Origin of the sequence: Cytobacillus oceanisediminis, assembly GCF_022811925.1 — a bacterium.
Classification (GTDB): Bacteria; Bacillota; Bacilli; order Bacillales; family Cytobacillaceae; genus Cytobacillus; species Cytobacillus oceanisediminis_D.
The window spans coordinates 4,356,969-4,378,407 of the sequence record NZ_CP065511.1; the positions used below are offsets into that span (position 1 = coordinate 4,356,969).

Annotated in this window: 20 protein-coding genes and 1 other annotated feature; of the genes, 2 read left to right on the plus strand and 18 right to left on the minus strand. The window is 40.9% G+C overall.

What is annotated here, in order from left to right:
* The first annotated feature begins 185 nt into the window (after positions 1 to 185).
* Both IRB79_RS21905 and IRB79_RS21910 read left to right on the plus strand, forming a co-directional pair.
* Positions 186 to 755, plus strand: coding sequence for a YqfQ family protein (locus IRB79_RS21905; protein ID WP_243504915.1), 570 nt, complete (start codon positions 186 to 188; stop codon positions 753 to 755).
* A 171-nt stretch (positions 756 to 926) separates the two neighbouring features.
* Positions 927 to 1,877, plus strand: coding sequence for a 4-hydroxy-3-methylbut-2-enyl diphosphate reductase (locus IRB79_RS21910; protein ID WP_243504916.1), 951 nt, complete (start codon positions 927 to 929; stop codon positions 1,875 to 1,877).
* A 149-nt stretch (positions 1,878 to 2,026) separates the two neighbouring features.
* On the opposite strand, the gene IRB79_RS21915 is transcribed toward IRB79_RS21910, so the two are convergent.
* The 18 genes from IRB79_RS21915 to IRB79_RS22000 all read right to left on the minus strand — a co-directional run bounded on the left by IRB79_RS21915 (position 2,027) and on the right by IRB79_RS22000 (position 21,240).
* Positions 2,027 to 3,142 carry a Nif3-like dinuclear metal center hexameric protein gene (locus IRB79_RS21915; RefSeq protein ID WP_243504917.1) on the minus strand — a complete coding sequence of 372 codons (1,116 nt, stop codon included), beginning with the start codon at positions 3,140 to 3,142 and terminating at the stop codon, positions 2,027 to 2,029.
* Positions 3,139 to 3,846 (minus strand): tRNA (adenine(22)-N(1))-methyltransferase, encoded by a 708-nt coding sequence (locus IRB79_RS21920; RefSeq protein ID WP_243504918.1) that lies wholly within the window; start codon positions 3,844 to 3,846, stop codon positions 3,139 to 3,141. The genes IRB79_RS21915 and IRB79_RS21920 overlap by 4 nt, the downstream gene beginning before the upstream one ends.
* A gap of 157 nt (positions 3,847 to 4,003) precedes the next feature.
* Complete coding sequence (cccA, locus tag IRB79_RS21925; protein ID WP_026583849.1) at positions 4,004 to 4,369, minus strand: cytochrome c550; 366 nt, start codon at positions 4,367 to 4,369, stop codon at positions 4,004 to 4,006.
* A 196-nt stretch (positions 4,370 to 4,565) separates the two neighbouring features.
* A complete protein-coding gene (locus IRB79_RS21930; protein ID WP_243504919.1) occupies positions 4,566 to 5,705 on the minus strand; it encodes an acyl-CoA dehydrogenase in 1,140 nt (379 codons plus the stop codon).
* Positions 5,706 to 6,407: 702 nt separating this feature from the next.
* Positions 6,408 to 7,532: an RNA polymerase sigma factor RpoD gene (rpoD, locus tag IRB79_RS21935; RefSeq protein ID WP_206838784.1), complete on the minus strand. Its 1,125-nt coding sequence runs from the start codon at positions 7,530 to 7,532 to the stop codon at positions 6,408 to 6,410.
* Positions 7,533 to 7,645: 113 nt separating this feature from the next.
* Complete coding sequence (dnaG, locus tag IRB79_RS21940; RefSeq protein ID WP_243504920.1) at positions 7,646 to 9,463, minus strand: DNA primase; 1,818 nt, start codon at positions 9,461 to 9,463, stop codon at positions 7,646 to 7,648.
* A 39-nt stretch (positions 9,464 to 9,502) separates the two neighbouring features.
* The gene (locus IRB79_RS21945; protein WP_221878393.1) at positions 9,503 to 9,940 is read right to left on the minus strand and encodes a YaiI/YqxD family protein; all 438 of its coding nucleotides are present in this window, start codon (positions 9,938 to 9,940) and stop codon (positions 9,503 to 9,505) included.
* Between the two features lie 365 nt (positions 9,941 to 10,305).
* A complete protein-coding gene (locus IRB79_RS21950; protein ID WP_206838787.1) occupies positions 10,306 to 11,124 on the minus strand; it encodes a pyruvate, water dikinase regulatory protein in 819 nt (272 codons plus the stop codon).
* A gap of 28 nt (positions 11,125 to 11,152) precedes the next feature.
* Positions 11,153 to 11,788 carry a transcriptional regulator CcpN gene (locus IRB79_RS21955; protein ID WP_009332992.1) on the minus strand — a complete coding sequence of 212 codons (636 nt, stop codon included), beginning with the start codon at positions 11,786 to 11,788 and terminating at the stop codon, positions 11,153 to 11,155.
* Positions 11,789 to 12,043: 255 nt separating this feature from the next.
* On the minus strand, positions 12,044 to 14,116 hold the full coding sequence (gene glyS, locus IRB79_RS21960; RefSeq protein WP_243504921.1) for a glycine--tRNA ligase subunit beta: 2,073 nt from the start codon (positions 14,114 to 14,116) through the stop codon (positions 12,044 to 12,046).
* Positions 14,109 to 14,999, minus strand: a complete 891-nt coding sequence (gene glyQ, locus IRB79_RS21965) for a glycine--tRNA ligase subunit alpha (protein WP_113882800.1) — start codon at positions 14,997 to 14,999, stop codon at positions 14,109 to 14,111. Before glyQ ends, glyS begins: the two co-directional genes overlap by 8 nt.
* A 115-nt stretch (positions 15,000 to 15,114) precedes the next feature.
* Positions 15,115 to 15,300 (minus strand) — a binding site (T-box leader).
* Positions 15,301 to 15,385: 85 nt separating this feature from the next.
* Positions 15,386 to 16,138 carry a DNA repair protein RecO gene (gene recO / locus IRB79_RS21970; protein ID WP_243504922.1) on the minus strand — a complete coding sequence of 251 codons (753 nt, stop codon included), beginning with the start codon at positions 16,136 to 16,138 and terminating at the stop codon, positions 15,386 to 15,388.
* Positions 16,139 to 16,168: 30 nt separating this feature from the next.
* On the minus strand, positions 16,169 to 16,312 hold the full coding sequence (locus IRB79_RS21975; RefSeq protein WP_009332996.1) for a YqzL family protein: 144 nt from the start codon (positions 16,310 to 16,312) through the stop codon (positions 16,169 to 16,171).
* A gap of 160 nt (positions 16,313 to 16,472) precedes the next feature.
* Positions 16,473 to 17,393: a GTPase Era gene (era, locus tag IRB79_RS21980; RefSeq protein WP_243504923.1), complete on the minus strand. Its 921-nt coding sequence runs from the start codon at positions 17,391 to 17,393 to the stop codon at positions 16,473 to 16,475.
* Positions 17,386 to 17,829: a cytidine deaminase gene (locus IRB79_RS21985; RefSeq protein WP_211202479.1), complete on the minus strand. Its 444-nt coding sequence runs from the start codon at positions 17,827 to 17,829 to the stop codon at positions 17,386 to 17,388. The genes era and IRB79_RS21985 overlap by 8 nt, the downstream gene beginning before the upstream one ends.
* Positions 17,830 to 18,210: 381 nt before the next feature.
* Positions 18,211 to 18,603 carry a diacylglycerol kinase family protein gene (locus IRB79_RS21990; RefSeq protein ID WP_243504925.1) on the minus strand — a complete coding sequence of 131 codons (393 nt, stop codon included), beginning with the start codon at positions 18,601 to 18,603 and terminating at the stop codon, positions 18,211 to 18,213.
* Positions 18,581 to 19,051, minus strand: coding sequence for an rRNA maturation RNase YbeY (gene ybeY / locus IRB79_RS21995; protein WP_243504926.1), 471 nt, complete (start codon positions 19,049 to 19,051; stop codon positions 18,581 to 18,583). Before ybeY ends, IRB79_RS21990 begins: the two co-directional genes overlap by 23 nt.
* Positions 19,048 to 21,240: an HD family phosphohydrolase gene (locus IRB79_RS22000; protein WP_243504927.1), complete on the minus strand. Its 2,193-nt coding sequence runs from the start codon at positions 21,238 to 21,240 to the stop codon at positions 19,048 to 19,050. The genes ybeY and IRB79_RS22000 overlap by 4 nt, the downstream gene beginning before the upstream one ends.
* Between the last annotated feature and the right edge of the window lie 199 nt (positions 21,241 to 21,439).

Consider the following 21,439-nt stretch of genomic DNA (forward strand, 5'->3'; position numbering starts at 1 on the left):
AAGTTTCCTGTAAATAACCACTCATACAGGCATTTATATTTTATATGATAAGCTTTTTGGGCGATTTTAATAAATAAATTGGTTTCTTCTGCTTTATGCCTAAACCAAAATGGGATAAACGCATACTTTATTATATGAAATTTTATTAAGAAGCAGAGATGTGCAAAGAAAGGAGGCCAATGGATATGATGCCAGGATCAAGACCCCCTATGCGCGGAGGAATGCCTCCCCATCCTTTTATGACCCCGATGCAGGGCAGACCTCCCATGGGGCCAATGATGGGCGGTCCTCCGGGAATGAAACGCGGGGGAGGCGGGGGAGGATTGCTCTCAAAAATATTGAGAAAAGGCAATGCTCAGCCTGCAGCTGGGATTGGGGCACCCAGAGCGGCAGGAGGCTCCCCCGCAGGCGGAGGCATACTGCAGGCAATAAGCAATCCTTCTTCCATAAACGGCTTTTTAACGAACACTCAAAAGGTTCTAAATACAGCACAGCAAATTGGGCCAATGGTTCAGCAGTATGGTCCGCTGGTCAGGAATCTTCCTGCTATGTGGAAACTTTATAGAGGTTTAAAAGATGCCCCAGAAGCTGATGAGGCTGCTTCTGAATCTAAAGAGGAATCCTATCAGGCAAAAGCAGAAAAAAAGAAACCAGATTCACAGGGCAAAAAAACAAAAAAGGCACCTGCCGCTGAAAAGCCAGCAGCCAAATCATCTTCAGCAGAAGGTATTTCCAAACCGAAATTATATATTTAAAGAAAAGGATGCTGATGCATTCTTTTTTTTGCTTTTCATTAAGAAGAAGTACTCCTTTTGTAATATCGGTTTATCTCTTATATAATAGAGATGCAATATGGGGTTTTTTCCGCATTAGAAATAGAACTCACTTCAATTCAGATATAAGCTTTCATTAGGGAGGATAAGCAGATGAATGTCATAAAAATCTCTCCTCGGGGGTATTGTTACGGTGTGGTGGATGCAATGGTTATTGCGAGAAACGCTGCACTTGATCCATCATTGCCAAGGCCCATCTATATTTTGGGTATGATCGTCCATAACAAACATGTAACAGATGCTTTTGAAGAGGAAGGCATTATTACACTTGATGGGAAAGACCGCAAAGAAATCCTAGATAAAGTCGATAAAGGCACTGTCATTTTTACAGCTCATGGCATCTCTCCTGAAGTGCGTGAAGCGGCCAAACAAAAAGGCCTTGTGACAATCGATGCTACGTGCCCTGACGTAACAAGAACACATGATTTAATCAGGGAAAAGGAAAAGGAAGGTTTTCAAATCATTTACATTGGCAAAAAAGGCCATCCAGAACCTGAAGGCGCAGTAGGTGTAGCTCCTCATGCAGTCCATTTAGTGCAGACCATTGAGGATGTGAATCAACTTAGCATACAGGCTGATAAAATACTGGTGACTAATCAGACTACAATGAGCCAATGGGATGTCGTCCATGTAATGGATCAGATAAAGGAAAAATATCCTCACGCTGAGTTCCACAAAGAAATCTGCATGGCTACCCAGGTGCGCCAGGAAGCTGTTGCAGAACAAGCTGGCCAGGCTGACGTTTTAATCGTTGTGGGGGACCCGAAGAGCAATAACTCCAATCGTCTTGCACAGGTATCAGAAGAAATTGCCGGTACAAAAGCCTACCGCATTGCTGATATAACTGAACTGGATGTGAATTGGATTAAAGATGCATCGACAGTTGCAGTCACAGCAGGAGCCTCTACACCGACACCGATCACAAAGGAAGTCATCACGTTCCTGGAACAATTTAATCCCGGTGATGAATCCACATGGTCACGCGAGAAAAAAGTGCCGTTAAATAAAATACTTCCTAAAGTAAAGAAGCCTGCAAAGCTATAAGAAAAGCGGAAGCGTCTTGTCCACCCCCGACAATAACCTCGAGGGGGCAGGCTGCTTGCGCTAGACAGTTATCCACTTTCAAAAATTATACTTTCTAATCTTATAATCAGAAGAACCGGTCCCAATGGGAATCCGGTTCTTTTTTTATATCAGACAAACTTAAACGGATCAGTATGAATTTCGGAAGGAAAAATGGATACGCTATACCCTTTGTCCGAACACATCTGTGTTAATCTTCGGGTGACTCCTTTTTTCATTACCTTTTCAACATTATGACCGGGGTCAACAATGTTAAGGCCCATCATCATAGCATCATGGGCCACATGGTAATACATATCCCCCGTTACATATACATCTGCACCTTTCATCTTTGCTGACATGAAGTATTTATTTCCATCTCCGCCCAGAACAGCGACTTTCCTGACTTTTGATGAGAGATCACCTACTACCCGAACTCCATCCACTTCAAGTGTATGTTTTACATGCTCTGTAAATTCCTTTAGAGTCATTTCGCTGATTTCTCCAATTTTGCCAAGCCCCAGAACTTCCCCATTGTTTTCAAGCTTATAAATATCATAGGCAACTTCTTCATAAGGATGGTTTTTGAACATGGCCGACAGCACTTTCTTTTCTATATGTTCAGGATAAATAGTCTCAATGCAGACTTCTTCAACAGTCTCAAGCTTACCCTGCTGGCCGATATGCGGATTGGCCTCCCCATTGGGCTTAAACTGCCCTGTTCCACGGGAGGCAAACGAACAATGACTGTAATTGCCAATTGAACCTGCCCCTGCGTTTCCAAGCGCTTGCCTTAGTGATTCAGCATTTTCTTCAGGTACAAACACAGCGAGCTTTTTCAATTCAGTTTCATATGTTGGATATAAAACTTCTGTATTAGACAGCTTCAGTGCATCAGCAAGCATATCATTGACCCCGCCTTTGGCGATATCCAAATTGGTATGTGCTGCATACACGGCTATATCATGTTTGATAAGCTTTTCAATAATTCTTCCTGACGGAGTATCCGTTGAAATTTTTTGCAGCGGCCTGTAGATTAACGGATGATGAGCAATAATCAGCTGCACCTCCTTTTCAATTGCCTCATCAACGACTTCTTCGAGCACATCAAGGGCAATCATGACATTTTCAACGGGGGTGTTAAGCCTGCCGATCTGGAGGCCGATTTTGTCTCCTTCCATCGCATATGCTTTTGGGGAGAACTGCTCAAATAATTGGATAATCTCATGTCCATTTATTTTTTTCACTGTTCGAGTACCTCCTCTGCCATTTTGATTTTCTCCTTCAACTCCTGTTTTCTCTTTTCTGTTTCGCTCGAGTATGCGGCTTTATCAAGCTGCAAAAGGATTCTCTCCCAATTTTTCCTTTCACCGAGCCACTTGTTTCGAAATACTTCGGATTTTTGCTCCATAAGAAAAGGGCCCATCAGCAAACCTTGTTCTTTATTATTGTAAGGTTTCAATGGCTCTCCTTTTTCAGCTGCAAGGATTTCATAGATCTTTCCGTCTTCTTCAAGAATTTCTTCGGCTATTAGCTCCCAGCCATTTGCAATCAGCCAGGTTCTAATCGAGATGGCACTTAAATTCGGCTGGAGGATAAGCCTCTGCACAGAAGCAAGTTTGCTCTTCCCATCTTCAAGAATGCTCGCAATTAAAGCGCCTCCCATTCCCGCAATGGTTATGCAGTCAACTTCACCTGGTTCAATTACTTCAAGGCCGCTGCCTTTTCTTACGGAAATCTGATTTTCGAGCCCTTCCATTTTTACCTGTTTTTTGGCTGATTGATACGGCCCTTCCACCACTTCACCAGCAATGGCAAAAGGGACTATGCCTTTCTTTACTGCATAGCATGGCAAATACGCATGGTCTGAGCCTATATCAGCCACTCGTGCGCCAGGGGGGATATAATTTGTTACAGCTTCAAGCCGATTTGATAATTTCTCTGTATTCATTCTGTCACCACTTATTTATGTATTGTAACAAGCGCAGAGCGCCTGCCTATCTGCTCCTCCTGAGAGAAAAGCTAAAAAAGCTATCGTAATTTGCGATAGCCTTTCTTATAGTATAAAAAAAGTCCTTTACATATGCAAAGGACTTTCATTATAGGTATTACTTAAGGCCTGCTAACCATTCAGCCATTTCGGCAGCTTTGTCTTGAGGCACTAATCCTGGAGGCATTGAGCCTTTACCGTTTACTACGATATCCGCGATTTCATCCTGTGATAAACGATCGCCTACACCTGTTAGAGCAGGACCGACTCCACCTTGATACTGGTCACCGTGACATCCGATACAGCTCTTCTGGTAAATTTCTTCAGGGGTTGCAGCTGCAGTTTCTTCAGTTTCAGCACCGCCGCCTTCCTGTTCTTTTGCAAGCTCTTCCATATCGCCAAGACCTTTAAAAGAAACAAGGAACATTGCTACCACACCAAAAACCATAATTAACACAAATGGAATGATTGGATTGCGATTCATGATTTAACCTCCCTTATGTAAGCACATTCAGTTTAAGTAAGTATACAAACAATCTCTATTTTACTTTAAAAAAGTCAGAAGGAAAAGCCCTATTGTAAACTTTGTCAAATCTTGTTCATAAAATGGACAAAAACTCCATCCTGAGGGTGGAGTTTTTTGTTAATTATTTTAACCGCATGACCAATCAAAATCGGTATTAGCACCCAATAAGGCGTGCAATAACCATTCTTTGTACTTCTGAGGTACCTTCACCTATTTCCGTGAGCTTTCCGTCTCTCATGTAGCGTTCTACATGGTAATCTTTCATATAGCCGTATCCGCCATGGATTTGGACGGCCTGATCGGCGATTTCCATACAGATTTCAGAGGCATAGAGCTTGCACATGGAAGCTTCTTTTGCGAAAGGTCTTCCCTGGTCTTTCAGCCATGCTGCTTTGTAGACCATATTTCGTGCCAATTCAATTTTCATTGCCATATCAGCAAGTTTAAATTGGATAGCCTGGAAGTTTGAGAGAGAACGGCCAAACTGCTGGCGCTCCTTTGCATATTGAAGTGCCTTTTCGTAGGCAGCCTGCGCTATCCCTAGAGCCATGGCTCCAATTCCAATGCGCCCTCCATCCAATGTAATTAAGAATTGCTTAAAGCCCTCTCCTTTTTCGCCGAGCAAGTGCTCAGTCGGAACGCGCACGTCTTCAAGGACCAGTTCAGTAGTATTTGAGGCGTTGAGTCCCATCTTTTCGTAATTATCGATCACTGTAAATCCTTCTGCATCCGTGGGTACAATAATCGCACTGATTTCTTTTTTGCCACCCGCTTCACCGGTGACAGCGGTCAATGCTAAATGCTTAGCATAGCTGGCATTTGTAATGAAGCATTTATTTCCATTAATAATGAATTCTCCATCTTTTTCGACAGCTGATGTTCTCGTACCGCCTGCATCAGATCCTGCATTAGGTTCTGTTAGCCCGAAAGCTCCAAAAGACTCACCTGTACAAATTGGCACCAGATATTTTTGCTTCTGCTCTTCGGTTCCGAATAAATAGAGCGGTGCTCCGCCAAGAGATATATGCGCCGAGTAAGTGATCCCGGTAGACGCACATGCTCTGCTCAACTCTTCTGTTACAATAGCGAAGCTTACAGTATCTGCCCCTGCCCCTCCATATTCTTCAGGGAAAGGAAGTCCCATCAAACCAAGGTCTGCCATTTTTTTGAAAACTTTCATCGGGAATTCTTTTGTACGGTCCCTTTCCAAAGCTCCCGGGGCCACTTCTTCCTGAGCAAATTCCCTTATTGTTTTAAGGATCATATTCTGTTCGGCAGTCAAATCAAAATTCATTTACATCCCCCTCAAACACAAATGTTGTATACGCTTTCATTACTATTATATAAGGGATGCGAGAGTTTTCTCAACATTTAAAAACTTTTTAAAATATTTTATTATACGAATATAGAAATAACTATTAAAAAGCATCCTAGTATCCCTGAAATCCATAAATATTTAAACTTAAATTTTAAACCCGCAAACAGCCAAAGAACACAATTGGTTACTAAGGCAACATAGAGTACTTTCTGGTTTTCGGGATATATCTCCGTTACAAGCCCAACAGATCCCATGAGTAAAATTAAAGCTGCTGAGATGATGGGAATATGCATCAATTTTGCTTTCCTGGAAAAATAAAAAACAAAGAAAATACACGCGAAAATAAAAAGAATCAAAATGGCGGTTTGCAAAATAATAGACAATTCAGTAAAATAAATTAATAAAGCAGAAATTGGAATAAGCAGCAAGAAAATAAGGTTGGCTAGATACAAAACCATTATATTTTTATGTTTTTTTATTTCCTTCGGCTGACTTCCTTCCGTATAAAGAGCCAGCAGGTAGTCACAATATCGATCAGGGAGCATTCGGCTTTTCTTCCAATACAGAAGTTCGTTAACAATGACCTTTTTTCTGTTTTCATCCAACCAAAGCACATCCAGTCAAAAAAAATAGTTTACTTCCATTTTAAGAAGTAAACTATCCACTGGCAATTATTTTTTATTCTAAGAAGTCTTTTAAACGTTTGCTTCTGCTGGGATGACGCAGCTTTCTTAAGGCTTTGGCTTCAATTTGACGAATACGCTCACGGGTAACGCCAAATACCTTGCCAACTTCTTCTAAAGTCCTGGTTCGGCCGTCGTCCAGTCCGAATCGAAGACGAAGAACATTTTCTTCACGGTCAGTAAGTGTGTCCAGAACATCTTCAAGCTGTTCTTTCAGAAGCTCATATGCCGCATGCTCTGATGGAGAAGTGGCATCCTGATCTTCAATAAAGTCACCTAAGTGAGAGTCATCCTCCTCACCAATAGGTGTTTCTAATGAAACAGGTTCCTGTGCAATCTTAAGAATTTCTCTTACTTTGTCTGGCGTTAAATCCATATCTTCAGCTATTTCTTCTGGTGTTGGTTCACGGCCAAGATCCTGAAGAAGCTGACGCTGGACACGAATCAATTTATTGATGGTTTCAACCATGTGGACAGGAATACGAATGGTCCTGGCCTGGTCAGCAATTGCTCTTGTGATGGCCTGGCGTATCCACCATGTTGCATACGTACTGAACTTAAAGCCTTTGCGGTAGTCAAATTTTTCAACCGCTTTTATCAGTCCCATATTTCCTTCCTGAATAAGGTCAAGGAACAGCATTCCGCGTCCCACATACCTTTTGGCAATACTTACAACCAATCGGAGGTTAGCTTCTGCCAGGCGTCTTTTTGCTTCTTCGTCGCCTTCCTCAATTCGATTGGCAAGTGCGATCTCTTCCTCTGCAGAGAGTAAATCAACACGTCCAATTTCTTTTAAATACATACGGACAGGATCATTAATTTTCACACCCGGAGGGACACTTAAATCATTAAGGTCAAATTCCTCTTCATTTTTTGCAAGCTCCTGAACATTTGGATCGTCATTTTCATTATCTCCGACTAATTCAACACCCTGATCTCCGAGGAATTCATAGAATTCATCCATCTGGTGGGAATCGAGTTCAAATTGAGACAATCTCTCTGCTATATCATCATAGGCAAGGACACCTGTCTTTTTTCCTATTTCAACTAATTGATCTTTTACTTGTTCAAGGGTCAACTCTGTATCAACCTCTTTTGAACGGGCCGACTTTTCAGCCATATGTCCCCCTCCTTCCAAAAATCACACACATTCTTAACACATCTTGCAAATGGGACTACTTCCTTAGGAGACGCTTAATCCCAAAAAACATTTATTTAAGGCACACAGCCTTCTTATAGTGACTTACGCAATTGAAGGATCTCCATTGCGATTAAAGCCGCTTTAGCATAATCCTTTTGTCGTTCTGCTTCTTTTTCTTCATTTAGTTTTTCCTTTATTTTTAACATCTTTTGATAATTCAACACCTGTTTAAGATAATCTGATAATTCCTGTTCGCTTATTTCATCGTTTATGGACATCATTTCTATATCCACCACAATGCGCTTAAGCTTTTCATCTTTTATAAAATTTATAAATGCACTTGGATCAGGCGCATGGCCTTTTTCGTAGAAACCTAAAAGATAGGTAATAATTGCCTGGTGTTCATCGATGTTAAATGTGTTTCCCTGAAGCATATCCTGAACTTTAAATGCTATGTCACTATTCCTGAGCATGTGGGCGATTAGCCTTCTCTCCGCTGTATGGTAGGCGGGTTTAAGACTGTCAGCCCTTTTTGGTGTTTGCAGCCTTTTTTGAGGTTCGAAAGTACCTTTCCCCTTCTGGCTATTCCTTCGCTTCTCCGTATAATAGACCTGTTTTTGCTGCTCTTTCAAGGCTTCCAGAGAAAGGGAGAATTCATTCGCAAGCTGGCGCAGATAATGATCTCTTTCCACCGCTTTATCCAGCTGGCTGATTTCCTTTAATACCTCTTCGATATAAAGGAGACGATCTCCTTCATTTTGAAGCCTTTTGCCCCTGCGGAGATAAAGAAGCTTAAATGCCATAAAGGTTATGCTGGACTCGATTACATCATGACGAAATTTTTCTTCGCCGAATTCATTAATATAATCATCCGGATCATATCCGTCAGGCATGAGCGCCACTCTGATCTGGCAGCCTGCTTCCATTAGCAGGTTTGCTGCCCGGTATGCGGCTTCAATGCCCGCATTATCGGAATCATAACAGATCGTGATTGATTGAACATTTCTTCTTAAGGAAGCAACATGTTCTTCAGTTAAAGCAGTGCCCATCGTACCAACGCCATTGCCGACACCAGCACGATCAGCGGCGATTACATCTGCAAACCCTTCAAAAAGAACGGCCCTCTGCAATTTTTTAATCTGTGGTCTCGCCAAATGAAAATTATATAAAGTTTTGCTTTTATTGAAGATTGCAGTTTCAGGGCTATTTAAGTATTTGGGCTCATCGTCCCCAAGTGATCTTCCCGAAAAAGCAATCGTATTTCCGCTGCGGTCAAAAATCGGGAACATGATTCTATCTCTGAAGCGGTCAAAATAGTTCCCATCTTTCTCCCTTTTGATAATCAGTCCTGCTCTTTCCATAACATCTGCCGGGAATTTTCTTTTAGTCAGAAACTTGAAGACAAAATCCCAGGACTTCAATGAATAACCGATTTGAAATTTTTCGATCGATTCCATTGTAAAGCCTCTATTAAGCAAATATTCAAGTGCATGCTGACCATCTTTTGTGTTTACGAGCAGATGGTGATAAAATTTACGTAGAAGCTCATGAGCTTCCATCATCTGCTGTAAATCTACAGGCATTGATTTTGCTGATGCTGCAGATGCCGCATCAATTTCAAGCTTGACATTTCCTTTTTCAGCGAGTTTTAAGGCAGCTTCCTGAAAGGAATATCCTTCTAATTCCATTAAGAAAGAAAATGCATTACCTCCAGCTCCGCATCCAAAGCAATGATAGATTTGCTTTTCTGGAGATACAGAAAAGGAAGGAGTATTTTCGCCATGAAAAGGACAAAGCCCAAAGTAGTTGCGTCCTTGCTTGTTTAATTGAATATAGTCGCCAATGACATCAACAATATCTACAGCTTGCCGAATTTCATTTACTTTCTCCTCGGCGATCCGTTCTGCCATATGAACAACTCCATTACTTACTCAGGTATTCGATAAACGTTACTGAATTCCTTCAAGATTCGACAAAATCTTTGTCAATTGCTGCACAAACCTGGATCGGTCCTCTCGGCTGTATGGTTTTGGGCCTTTCCCATAAACTCCTCTTCTTCGCGCTTTCGCTGAAAGATGCCTCATTTCAAGCGCGGTCCGGATTTCATTTTCTTCAAATAAAATTCCCCTGGGGGAAAGGACGTAAACACCATTCAGCAAAAGAGTTGAAGCCAATCCAATATCTTGAGTTACCACTACATCTCCTGATTTCACATAATTCATTATGAATAAATCAGCAGCTTCCTTACTGCTGTCAACAAATTTCCAGACAGCCCCATTTAGGTCATTTTTCATATGGGCATAAGAAGCAACAAACACTGCGTCCATTGTAAAGGAATTGGCTATTTCGACAATTTCTTCTTTTACGGGACAGGAATCAGCATCCACTATAATGTTTGGTTTGCCTAATGTTCTAATAATTCTACATCACTCCGCATTATCCTTCTTTGCATGAATAACTTTTGCAAAGTGAGATATGTCGAATTTTTTCTTGGACGAAAGCTTGACATGCCACAATAAATAGTTTATTCCTTCGCAATGAACTCTAAACCTATTCGGGTACATTTTTATCACAATTTTTTATTATAGTACATTAATCTCTATTTTGCCATTATTTTATCTGGAATGAATATAATTTAATTTGCAGGATTTTTTGTTAAAATGCCCATCTTAGAATGGAGCATACTTACTTAAAGCTAATCAGCCTTCATGCCGAACATAAAAAAAGAAAAGGCACATAAAAAATTTATGTGCTAGCTTTTCGGAAAGCTTTTACGGTATTGATTTAAGATCATATTGGCTGTTTCTTCTACTGCCTTATTCGTGACATCTATAACCGGGCATTTAATTTTGGATACGATTTTCTCAAAGTAACCTATTTCTTCTTTGATTCTCTCTATATTAGCATAGCTGGCATTATCGCTTAAACCTAGCGATATTAGACGTTCTCTTCGGATAAAGTTTAATTTCTCAGGACTGATTTTCAGACCGAAGCACTTATCCGGCGGGACAAGAAACAGCTCTTCTGGAGGATCGACTTCAGGAACAAGGGGAACGTTAGCCACTTTAAGGCGCTTATGTGCAAGATATTGAGAAAGAGGTGTTTTTGATGTCCTTGAAACGCCTATTAACACTATATCCGCTTTTAATATTCCACGAGGGTCTCGGCCATCATCATATTTCACAGCGAACTCGATAGCCTCAATCTTTTTAAAATAATCCTCATCAAGCTTTCTGACCAGTCCAGGTTCGAAAAGCGGTGTAATGCCGCAGGCTCTTTGGATTTGATCCATTAATGGACCAACGATATCAAAAGCATATATCCCTTCTTCTGCAGACCGCTGGTTAATATACTTCCTCATATCCGGCTTAACCATTGTATAGGCTATCATCCCATTATCCAGCTTTGCCAGCGAAATGACTTCATCAATATGTACTTTTTCTTCAACATATGGAAAGCGCTTAATAAATATATCACTGCCATTAAACTGACTCGTGGCAGCTTTTGTTACAAGTTCGGCCGTTTCTCCCACTGAGTCCGAAACGACGTAGATGATCGGCAATTTTTCCATTCTTCAACACCATCTCCTTCTTACTTTGCTACTTTTCTCCGGCCAGGGCCAAGAATGCTTTTGTCAGGTTTGTTTTGGTTATCCTGCCGTTTACTTCGAACCCTTTCTCCGTCTTTTTTACAACAGGAAGGGCATCGATTTGCTTTTCAATCAGCTTTTTAGCAACTTCTATGAGCAAATCATCTTTTTCACACATCGTAATATTAGGCATTCTTGTCATAATGATATTAACAGGGATGGAATTAAGCTCCTGCTTGCCAATACTTGCCCGAAGCAAATCCTTCCTTGACAAAACCCCTACAAGCAGCGAACTCTGGTCCACTACAAATAGCGTGCCGACATCTTCCAGAAACATAGTCACAATTGCATCATATACCGATACATTCTCATTAACAACTACAGGAATGGATTGATAATCTCTTACATAAAGCTTCTGAAGGTTTTCTGTCAACAGCTGTGCCCCGGTTTTCCCTGTATAAAAATAGCCTACACGCGGACGGGCATCCAAATAGCCTGCCATCGTTAATATAGCCAGATCCGGCCTTAGTGTTGCCCTGGTTAAGTTAAGCTGTTCCGCTATACTTTCACCAGTGATAGGTCCGTTTTCCTTTACGATTTCTATGATCTTTTCCTGCCTTTTATTTAATTCGATTTTCCTCACCACCTAATCTGAAAAAGGTATGCTAATGGCATTCATTTCCCACTATAATAAGGTTATACTTTTATATAATTATTATATACTATTTGTCATAAATGAAAAGATGTGTTTCATATATAGTTTTCTTTACTTCACCTAATATGTGCAAAATATGAAAGAGCCCGTCAGCAATATAACAGGCTCTTTCCTGACAGCCAAAGCAGCTGTCTTCCCTCTTAAAATTTAATCCTATTCCAGCATAAAACGCAAAATTTAAGCTCGTTATTTAACAATAATTTCGTTCATATTTGCAAATTCCTTAATCACATCAGCCAAGTTTGCCATCTGATGCAGCCTATTGCTGCGAATTTCCTGATTTTCATCCATAACCATAGTATGCTCGAAGTATTGATCAATTTCAGGTTTCATGCTTATTAGCAAGTTAAAGGCAGCTGCTTCTGTAACCTCTTTTCTTAATTCCTCGTTCACAGATAAATATTTGTTGAACAGAGCTTTTTCGTATTCGTTATCAAATAAGCTGCTATCTATGTCCCCTTTATTCTCTGCCTTAGAAGCAATGTTGATAACTCGGCTAAGGGCTTCAATGCTTTCCTTGAAACCTTCAGCATCCTTATGGGATTCCAATACTTCAGCTCTTTTTACAAGTGAAGGCACGGAACCGATTTCACTGCCTAAAACAGCTTCAATTAAGTCATAGCGCACTGCCTTCTCCTGGAGCATATATTTGATTCTTAATTTAAAGAAAGAAACCAGTTCCTGCATCAATTCACCTTTTGATTTCTTTCCAATCTTCGAATTAAGAACAGTCTCAGAAGATAATGCAATCAATTCTTCGAGTTTTAGATCCCAATTTTTTGCCAGTAAAGTCTGGATAACACCCGTTGCCTGTCTTCTTAAAGCATATGGATCCTGGGAGCCGCTTGGAATAATCCCTATTGCAAAGGAAGACACAATTGTGTCCAGCTTTTCAGCAATAGACAGTACTGCACCAGCATCACTTGCAGGCGTCTGGTCCTCTGCATTGCGCGGCATATAATGTTCATTGATTGCACGCGCCACAGATTCCTTTTCACCTTTTTGCAGGGCGTATTTTTCACCCATAAAGCCTTGCAGCTCTGGAAATTCATAAACCATATGCGAAACAAGGTCGAACTTGCTGATTTCAGCAGCCCGGTCTGTCACGGCCTTTGCTTCATCACTGAAATGAAGATTCTCACTCAGTTTAGCTGCAAGCTGGCGAACACGGTCCACCTTTTCAGCAAGAGTTCCAATTTCTTCATGGTAAACAATGTTTTTAAGTTTTTCCAGTGATACCGCGATTTCCGTTTTTTGGTCTTCCCTGTAGAAGAAAGCTGCATCAGAAAGTCTTGCCCGTAATACTTTCTCATTTCCTTTAGCCACTTTCTCCAAATGTTCATGTGATCCATTTCGGACAGTAACAAAGTAAGGAAGCAGCCTGCCCTCTTTGGACTTTACCGGAAAATAGCGCTGGTGCTCCTTCATGGAGGTAATTAAAACCTCTTCCGGAAGCTCAAGGTATTCCTCTTCAAACTGGCCATATAATGCTGTCGGGTACTCAACCAGATTGTTTACTTCTTCCAATAAATCTTCATCGACAGGGATCACCCAGTCATTCTCTTCTTCAATTTTTTCCAATTGTGATAGAATAGCACTTTTTCTTTCCTGAGGGTTAGTTATCACATATTGCGCCAGCAGAAACTTTTCATAATCAGAAGGATTGTTAATTTCAATCTCTTCGCCCAGAAAGCGGTGGCCCCTTGTAAGGTTAGAAGTCTGAACATTTGTGATTGCAAAAGGAATGACTTCATTTCCGAATAATGCCATAAGCCATTTGATCGGCCTGATAAAACGCAGTTCCTGGTTTGCCCAGCGCATATTCTTCGGGAATGATAATGAGGTAACAATCTGCTGGAGTTCCGGCAGCAGGGCTGCTGTTTCTTTCCCTTTAATAAATTTGCTGACATGGGCATATTCAACCCCATTAATTTCTTTAAAGAATATATCTTCAATAGAAGCTCCCTGGCCCCGGCTAAATCCAACCGCAGCTTTAGACCATTCTCCATCCTCGGTTAAGGCGATTTTTTTTGCAGGTCCTTTCGCTTCCTCATTTATGTCCTCCTGGGCGGTATCTACTCCCGTTACAAGAACAGCCAAACGGCGTGGAGAAGAGAAAGCGCTGATCTCGTCAAAAGATATTTTCTTATCCAAAAGCCATGATTTCACTTTATCTGAAAGCTGATTCATTGAATTAGTGACAAATCTGGCAGGCATTTCTTCGAGTCCAATTTCCAGCAGAAGATCTTTCTTATTCATGAGATCCTTCCTCCTTATCCTTTAAAATTGGGAAGCCAAGTTTTTCTCTCTCTTCATAAAAAGTTTTGGCTACTTTTCTGGCCAGATTTCGGCATCGTGCGATATAGCCTGTTCTTTCTGTTACAGAAATCGCTCCCCTTGCATCAAGCAGATTAAAGGTATGGGAGCATTTTAATACATAGTCATATGCTGGGTGTACAAGTCCTTCATCCATTTGCCTATGTGCTTCTTTTTCATAAATATTGAACAAATTGAAGAGCATTTCCTGATCAGACGTTTCAAATGTGTATTTCGAATGCTCGAACTCAGGCTGCAAGAAAATATCTCTAACCGTAAACCCGTCAGTCCATTCGAGGTCAAAGACATTTTCCTTGTCCTGAATGTAGGATGCGAGCCTTTCAATTCCGTATGTAATCTCAACAGAAACAGGCTTACATTCCAATCCGCCTACCTGCTGGAAATATGTGAACTGCGTTATTTCCATACCATCAAGCCAAACTTCCCATCCTAAGCCTGCACAGCCCAGAGAAGGATTTTCCCAGTTATCTTCTACAAACCGGATATCATGTTCAAGCGGATCAATGCCCAATGCTTTTAATGAATCAAGATACAGCTCCTGAATATTATCAGGCGAGGGCTTCATGATCACCTGAAATTGATGATGCTGATAAAGCCGGTTTGGATTCTCTCCATAACGCCCATCGGCCGGACGGCGTGAAGGCTCTACATAAGCCACATTCCAAGGCTCTGGTCCAATCGCCCTTAAAAATGTATACGGGCTCATTGTACCGGCCCCTTTTTCAGTGTCATAAGCCTGCATCAAGATACAACCCTGTTCAGACCAATGTTTTTGAAGTGTTAATATCATGTTTTGAATATTCATAGGACACCTCTTTCTTATTTGTTATAAAGTAAAGCTTTATGAACTTAGAGCTGTCTACCTAAAGCGCTTCCGCCTTTCTGTGAACATAAAAAACTCCCGTCTCTATGCCCAATGGCATAGGGACGAGAGTTTACCCGCGGTTCCACCCTATTTGCTGCGATTTTGACCGCAGCCTCTTTTGTTGTCGATAGACAATATTGCTCTGGAACGCCCTTCCTTAACCATCCATGCCCGGCTCCCACTATCCCGGGTTCGCTTAAATTAGAAAATGTTAAGTACTCTTTTCCTTCATAGCAATTATATTTTATTAATTTGAATCATAGCGGAATGGATTTAAATTGTCAATAATAACAAAAGCCGAAGCGCTTCGCTTATAAAGAAACTCATTACATTAAATCATTAAACTTAGCCATTTGATTCAAAAACTTCTTTGTCTTCAAGTTTAAGCCTGAATACTCTTCATAATAGGCAGAAATAATCTTCTTCAATTCAGCTTTGGTTTCCGGTTTGACAGAGATATTGCCGAGCCGGGACAAGTCAAAAAAGTAAAATAGGCGAAGCAGCTTAATTGTCGCCTGCGACACTTTATAATGATAAGGATCCTTACCAAGACAGCGGTGACAAATCAGGCCGTTTTCCCGGATAGAAAATGCAAAATGTCCGTCAGTGCTTCCGCAGACAGAACATTGATCAAGTACTGGATATAAACCCAGAGCATTCAGCATTTTCATTTCATAAATGTTTGTGAGAATTTCCGGGTCATATCCTTCGTTTATTAAATTTAGCGTTTGATACAGCAATTCGAATAAGAATGGATTAGGCTTCTTATCCTCGATGCTTTTATCAGTCAAATCGACAATATAGCTTGCATATGCCGTCAGAAAAATATCTTCTTTAATGGACCGCATGGATGAAATCATGTCCCCCTGCTGCAGGGTACCCAAACCGCTTCCACGCTGAACTAAAAAATTCCCGTATGTAAAAAGCTGGGTGACAGCAGCAAGTCTGCTGTTCGGCTTTTTCGCACCTCGTGCCATCACACCAACTTTTCCCCATTCACGGGTATATAAAGTAACAATCTTATTTGTTTCACTATAGTTAGTTGTCCTGATGACGATGCCTTCACATTTATCAAGCAACCGTGACACCATCCCTGTCTTTCGACAAACCTATGAGATGGGAAAATCAGCTTCTGCTAGCTCTTCATCATTGCTGCCGGGTATATCCTGAGTTTCCTTTTCTAGCTCCTTGAAGAGAAGATATGTGTCAATATTTCCTGTCTGGGAAAACACTCTCCAGGTAAAATCCATCATCGAAAACCCCACCTTTCAGTTATTCAACTAGCAATTTCTTTTATCCCAATACATTTATCTATATCATAGCCTGTCTTTGTAAAATCATGAGACGAAAATATTGTCAATCACCTGTATGCATATAAACCAGAAATGAATAATACCTTAATTAGGGCCGGGTTTAGTACTCATCATCACGGAAGCCAAAGTCACGGAGCTGTGACATTTTATTCCGCCAGTCTTTTTGGACTTTGACCCAAAGCTCCAGAAAAACCTTTGATCCAAGAAGATTCTCAATATCAACCCTTGCTCTTTTTCCGATTTCCTTGAGCATTTTGCCTTGCTTTCCAATCACAATGCCCTTTTGGGAGTCACGTTCCACAATGATAGTAGCCATGACATGAACGACATCCTTATCTTCGCGGCGCTCCATTTTATCAATGGTTACAGCAAGCGAGTGCGGTATTTCTTCTCTTGTTAAATGCAGCGCTTTTTCCCTGATCAGTTCGGAAACGATAAATCTCTCTGGGTGGTCCGTTACTTGATCAGCCGGATAAAACTGCGGCCCTTCCGGAATATATTCTTTAATCTGTCCTAACAGCGTCTCTACATTGTTGCCTTCTAAAGCAGATATGGGGATAATTTCGCTGAACTCGTACTTTTCCTTGTAAGACTCAATAATTTTAAGAAGTTCATCTGGATGTACCTGGTCAATCTTATTGATTACAAGGAAAATCGGTGTACGGACTGACTGAAATTTCTCAAGTATGAATTCTTCACCGCGTCCAAAGCCTTCCTGGGCATTTACCATAAACAGGATGACATCCACTTCTTTAAGTGTATTTTGGGCAACTTTCATCATAAAGTCTCCCAGTTTATGCTTTGGCTTATGAATTCCTGGTGTATCAATAAAAATATATTGTGCGTCATTGGTTGTCAGGACACCCTGAACTTTATTGCGCGTTGTTTGCGGTTTATCACTCATAATCGCAATCTTCTGCCCAATTACGCGATTTAAGAACGTTGACTTTCCTACGTTCGGTCTGCCGATTATAGAAATAAACCCTGATTTGTGTCCTTTTGGTGTAGTAGTGTTATTCATGTAAATCCTCCGGTGAAAATGCTCCTGGCAGTAATTCTTCAACTGTTAATTCCTTAATATCCCCTTTTAAATTGGTTAAAACCACTTTCATTTCAGGCGGACATAATTCGGCTATTACCTGTCTGCACGCACCGCATGGGGGAACAGGACGGTCTGTGTCAGCAACTACAGCTATGGCTGAAAAACTTTTTACGCCATCAGAATACGCTTTAAAAAGTGCAGTCCTCTCAGCGCAATTACACATGCTGTACGCAGCATTTTCGATGTTGCAGCCATGAAAGACCTGCCCGTCACTGCTTAATAGTGCTGCTCCTACTTTGAATTTTGAATATGGCACATATGCTCTATCTCTTGCAATCTTTGCTTCTTTTATTAGTTGATCGCTGTTCACAAATATTTCTTCCTTTCCTGTAAAGCGAGTTGCTCCCCACGCCATTAAAAACCAAGATTTGGACCTGTAATGGGCCTTGTGAGATTGAGCAGAGGCGCTCAATAGCTTCTTCTGTAAGAAGCAGCCGCTTCTCTTTTATTTTACAACATTTTACTGTGATTTTCATCGTTTGTAGCAAAATCGTAATAAAAAAATTGAATTTTCTAAAAATACACAGGCTGATTAAATTTTGAACCAAGCCATAGTTCTGAACGAGATTCCACAGCATCTCCCCAGCGAGCAATATTAACTGCTGTTCTGTCATTTTAGCGGATTCAGTGAGCGTTTTCAAACACATGGTTAATAAATTTCTGCAGAATATTGTCAGGCTTTGCTGTTTATATAAAAAAGCCAAAAAGGAAAGCTGCCCATCCGGACAGCTTCACATTACTGCAAAAATATGAGAATTTTAGGAAGAAATATAACTCCGCCTATAATTACACTTATAATTGCATACACCAGTACTGCTCCAGCAGCAATATCCTTCGCTTGCTTTGCAAGGGGATGATAATCTTCTGTTGCCAGATCCACAACTCTTTCAATGGCTGTGTTCAGCAGTTCGAGTGAGAGCATGCCCCCGATGGCCAGGAGAATGATCATCCATTCAAGGCTGGAAATGCCAAAGAATACCCCAAAAATAATAACAGCTATCGACACCGCAAAATGTATCTGCAGATTCCTTTCATTCAATATTGCCGTTCTAATGCCGGAAAAAGCAAACGAAAAGGATTTGAGGACACTGTGTTTTCGGACCTTTCTATCTTGTGAGCCCGAATTCATCTAATATATCCTTTTGGCGGGAAAACATTTTTTTCTCATCTTCTGGATTTTCATGATCATAGCCAAGAAGATGAAGGAAGCCATGGACCGCCAAAAAGCCGAGCTCCCTTATAAAAGAGTGTCCATACTCCTCCGCCTGCTCCTTCGCCTTCGCAACGGAGATAATGATATCCCCCAGGACTCTGGGCATATCGGCACCAATCAGTTCGATTTCACCTTCACCCAATTCTTCCATTGCGAAAGAAATAACATCTGTCGGCCGATCTTTATCCCGGTACTCCCTGTTGATTTCGCGGATGCGCTCATTGGTCACAAATGTGATGGATACTTCGCTTTCCGGCTCCACAGATTCTTTAGAGGCAGCAAAATTAATAAGCTCTTCAATTTTGGCTATTTCATTTTCCTGAAGCTCATTTGTTTCGTCCAAAAAATCAATATTTAAATTCATGCCTGTTTCACCTTCTGTTTTGTCATTTCAGGATACTCGATACGTGAATGGAAAATTCCGTTTAACGTTTCGCAGAACGAGTGTGAAACGGTTTCCAGCTCTTTTAAGGTTAAATCACATTCATTCAGCTGTCCATCCTGAAGTCTGTCTGCGATTATCTTTTTGACCAGTTCCTCAATTTGTTCTGTTGTAGGATGCGCCATTGAACGGACTGCAGCTTCTACACTATCAGCAATGCCAATTACTGCCGACTCTTTTGATTGCGGTTTTGGTCCCGGATAGCGGTAGTCCTCTTCCTTTACTTCCAGCCCATTCTGTTTTGCTTTGTAGTAAAAATATTTCAGCAATGTTGTTCCATGATGCTGTTCGGCGATATCTACTATCTCCTTCGGCATCTTATGCTTCCTCAGCATTTCAGCACCATCTGCAGCATGGGCGATAATAATATTCTTGCTGGTCTGCGGAGGGAGCCGATCATGCGGATTTTCAATATTAACCTGATTCTCGATAAAAAATTGAGGCCGCTTTGTTTTACCGATATCGTGATAATAGCAGCCCACCCTTGCCAGAAGCCCATTTGCCCCAATAGCTTCACACGCTGACTCGGAAAGATTAGCAACCATTACACTATGATGGTAGGTTCCTGGAGACTCGGTCAGTATCTTTCTCAGCAGAGGATGATTAGGATTAGATAGTTCAATCAGCCTCATAGTAGACAAAATTCCAAAGCCTGCCTCGAAATACGGCAGCAGGCCAATTGCCAGCACTGCAGACGAAATGCCTGAAATCAGAGCGATAACAAAGTAAAATCCATATTCAATCGTATCATAGTGGCCGTTTCTTAAGAAAAGCATTGAAAAGATAACAAGTATGTTTACTGCAGATACAAATAAACCAGCCTGCAATATTTTGGAGCGGCGATTTTGCTTGCTCAAAAACAATATGGCAGCCAAGCCGCTGCAGAGGATATAAATGGCTGATGTCAGCTGAAATGTCCCAGTGACACCTTCATTAAAAATTACGCTTCCTGTGATAGCCATAATGATCGTATAGTACATGGCAAGCTTTTCATCAATTAGTATTTTGATCAGCATAGCTCCCATAGCTGCAGGGTAAATGTATCCTATCTCTGAATAATCAGCATATTGAAATAGGCTTATGACCTTCATCAGCAATATGGATAAGATAAAAATAAGGCTAAACAGCAATAGATAACTTTGCTTTAATTCCCGCTGCACGTTCATTTCATGGAAATAATAATATAGGGCCGATAAGACAATGACGATTATGAGCGATAACCCGATAAAAGGCTGAATCGAATTAACGCTGTCAAGGAGTCCTACAAGTTCCAGCTGCCTGTATATGTCCCTGCTGATCAGCTGATTTTCTTCTACGATTATCTGTCCCTGCAGGATTTTAACCGGCTCGATACTCTCAACAGTCTGCTGCCGTAATTCTTCCGTGGCGGCAGGATCATAAAATTGATTTTGATATATAGCATAACGTCCCAGTTCTATTGCAGCTTTTTTCAAATCTGAATTTAAGCTGGTAAACTTCAGTTCTTCTTCGACACGCTTTTTCGCGTTTTCCACCTGTTCAGCCGAAATTTCAGTATTCATAATTTTATTGATGGCCGTTACCGTAAGGTCTTTTGCAATGCTCAGCTCTCCCTCCTTTGCCTGCAGCAAAGAAAGGAAAACGCCATCTGATACCTCACGTGTTACGTCATCAGTGAGCTTTTCTTTAACCATAGCCAATTTATCTTCAGGACCAGGGCCTGCAGGATCTGGTGCCTCTGCATCTTTATCGGCCTCATTTGAAGCAGCTTTCTTTTTCTCTTCCATCTCTTCTTTTACTTCATCGTTCACTTCCGATACGGAACCGAAAATGGAGGTAACCAGGTCAACTCTGTTTTGTGCAATCTCTTTTTTTACAACGTAAATATCCTTAACGTTATTTTCTGCTTCTTTTCTCTTTCTTTCTGTGCTTGCTTTATCCTCTACTGTTATTGGTGACCTTATAGTCTGTTCAGCAACAGAGAACAGGCCTAAATCCAGCTTTTCAGGCTTTACATTGCTATACATGGAAAAATACATAACAATACCCAAGAGAATAAATAAGAGAACACGAAAAAAGGTCATATTAAGCAAATTTCTGATTGTAGTCATACTCTGCTGAAGGTTTGGCACATTTACCCCTCCTGTCCTGGGTAAAAAAATTCCAATAAACTATAAAAAGCATTTCAGTATTAATTATGTAAAATCATAACAGTTTTTCTGATGGTTTTCACCAAGAAAAAGGCCTATCTATTTACAGGTTACCTAAACATTTCATTAATAGCAAATAATTCCATGGTGATTCCTGCTATTCATTTAAACCGCTGAATCT

Coding starts and splice junctions, on each gene's coding strand:
- era (WP_243504923.1), bottom strand. CDS start 17,393: ATGAATAACACTACTACACCAAAAGGACACAAATCAGGGTTTATTTCT.
- IRB79_RS21975 (WP_009332996.1), bottom strand. CDS start 16,312: ATGATGGATTTTACCTGGAGAGTGTTTTCCCAGACAGGAAATATTGAC.
- dnaG (WP_243504920.1), bottom strand. CDS start 9,463: ATGGCAGAACGGATCGCCGAGGAGAAAGTAAATGAAATTCGGCAAGCT.
- cccA (WP_026583849.1), bottom strand. CDS start 4,369: ATGAATCGCAATCCAATCATTCCATTTGTGTTAATTATGGTTTTTGGT.
- IRB79_RS21990 (WP_243504925.1), bottom strand. CDS start 18,603: ATGAATTCGGGCTCACAAGATAGAAAGGTCCGAAAACACAGTGTCCTC.
- IRB79_RS21920 (WP_243504918.1), bottom strand. CDS start 3,846: ATGAATACAGAGAAATTATCAAATCGGCTTGAAGCTGTAACAAATTAT.
- glyQ (WP_113882800.1), bottom strand. CDS start 14,999: ATGAATATTCAAAACATGATATTAACACTTCAAAAACATTGGTCTGAA.
- IRB79_RS21985 (WP_211202479.1), bottom strand. CDS start 17,829: ATGGCGTGGGGAGCAACTCGCTTTACAGGAAAGGAAGAAATATTTGTG.
- IRB79_RS21905 (WP_243504915.1), top strand. CDS start 186: ATGATGCCAGGATCAAGACCCCCTATGCGCGGAGGAATGCCTCCCCAT.
- glyS (WP_243504921.1), bottom strand. CDS start 14,116: ATGAATAAGAAAGATCTTCTGCTGGAAATTGGACTCGAAGAAATGCCT.
- rpoD (WP_206838784.1), bottom strand. CDS start 7,532: ATGGCTGAAAAGTCGGCCCGTTCAAAAGAGGTTGATACAGAGTTGACC.
- ybeY (WP_243504926.1), bottom strand. CDS start 19,051: ATGAATTTAAATATTGATTTTTTGGACGAAACAAATGAGCTTCAGGAA.
- IRB79_RS21950 (WP_206838787.1), bottom strand. CDS start 11,124: ATGGAAAAATTGCCGATCATCTACGTCGTTTCGGACTCAGTGGGAGAA.
- IRB79_RS21930 (WP_243504919.1), bottom strand. CDS start 5,705: ATGAATTTTGATTTGACTGCCGAACAGAATATGATCCTTAAAACAATA.
- IRB79_RS21910 (WP_243504916.1), top strand. CDS start 927: ATGAATGTCATAAAAATCTCTCCTCGGGGGTATTGTTACGGTGTGGTG.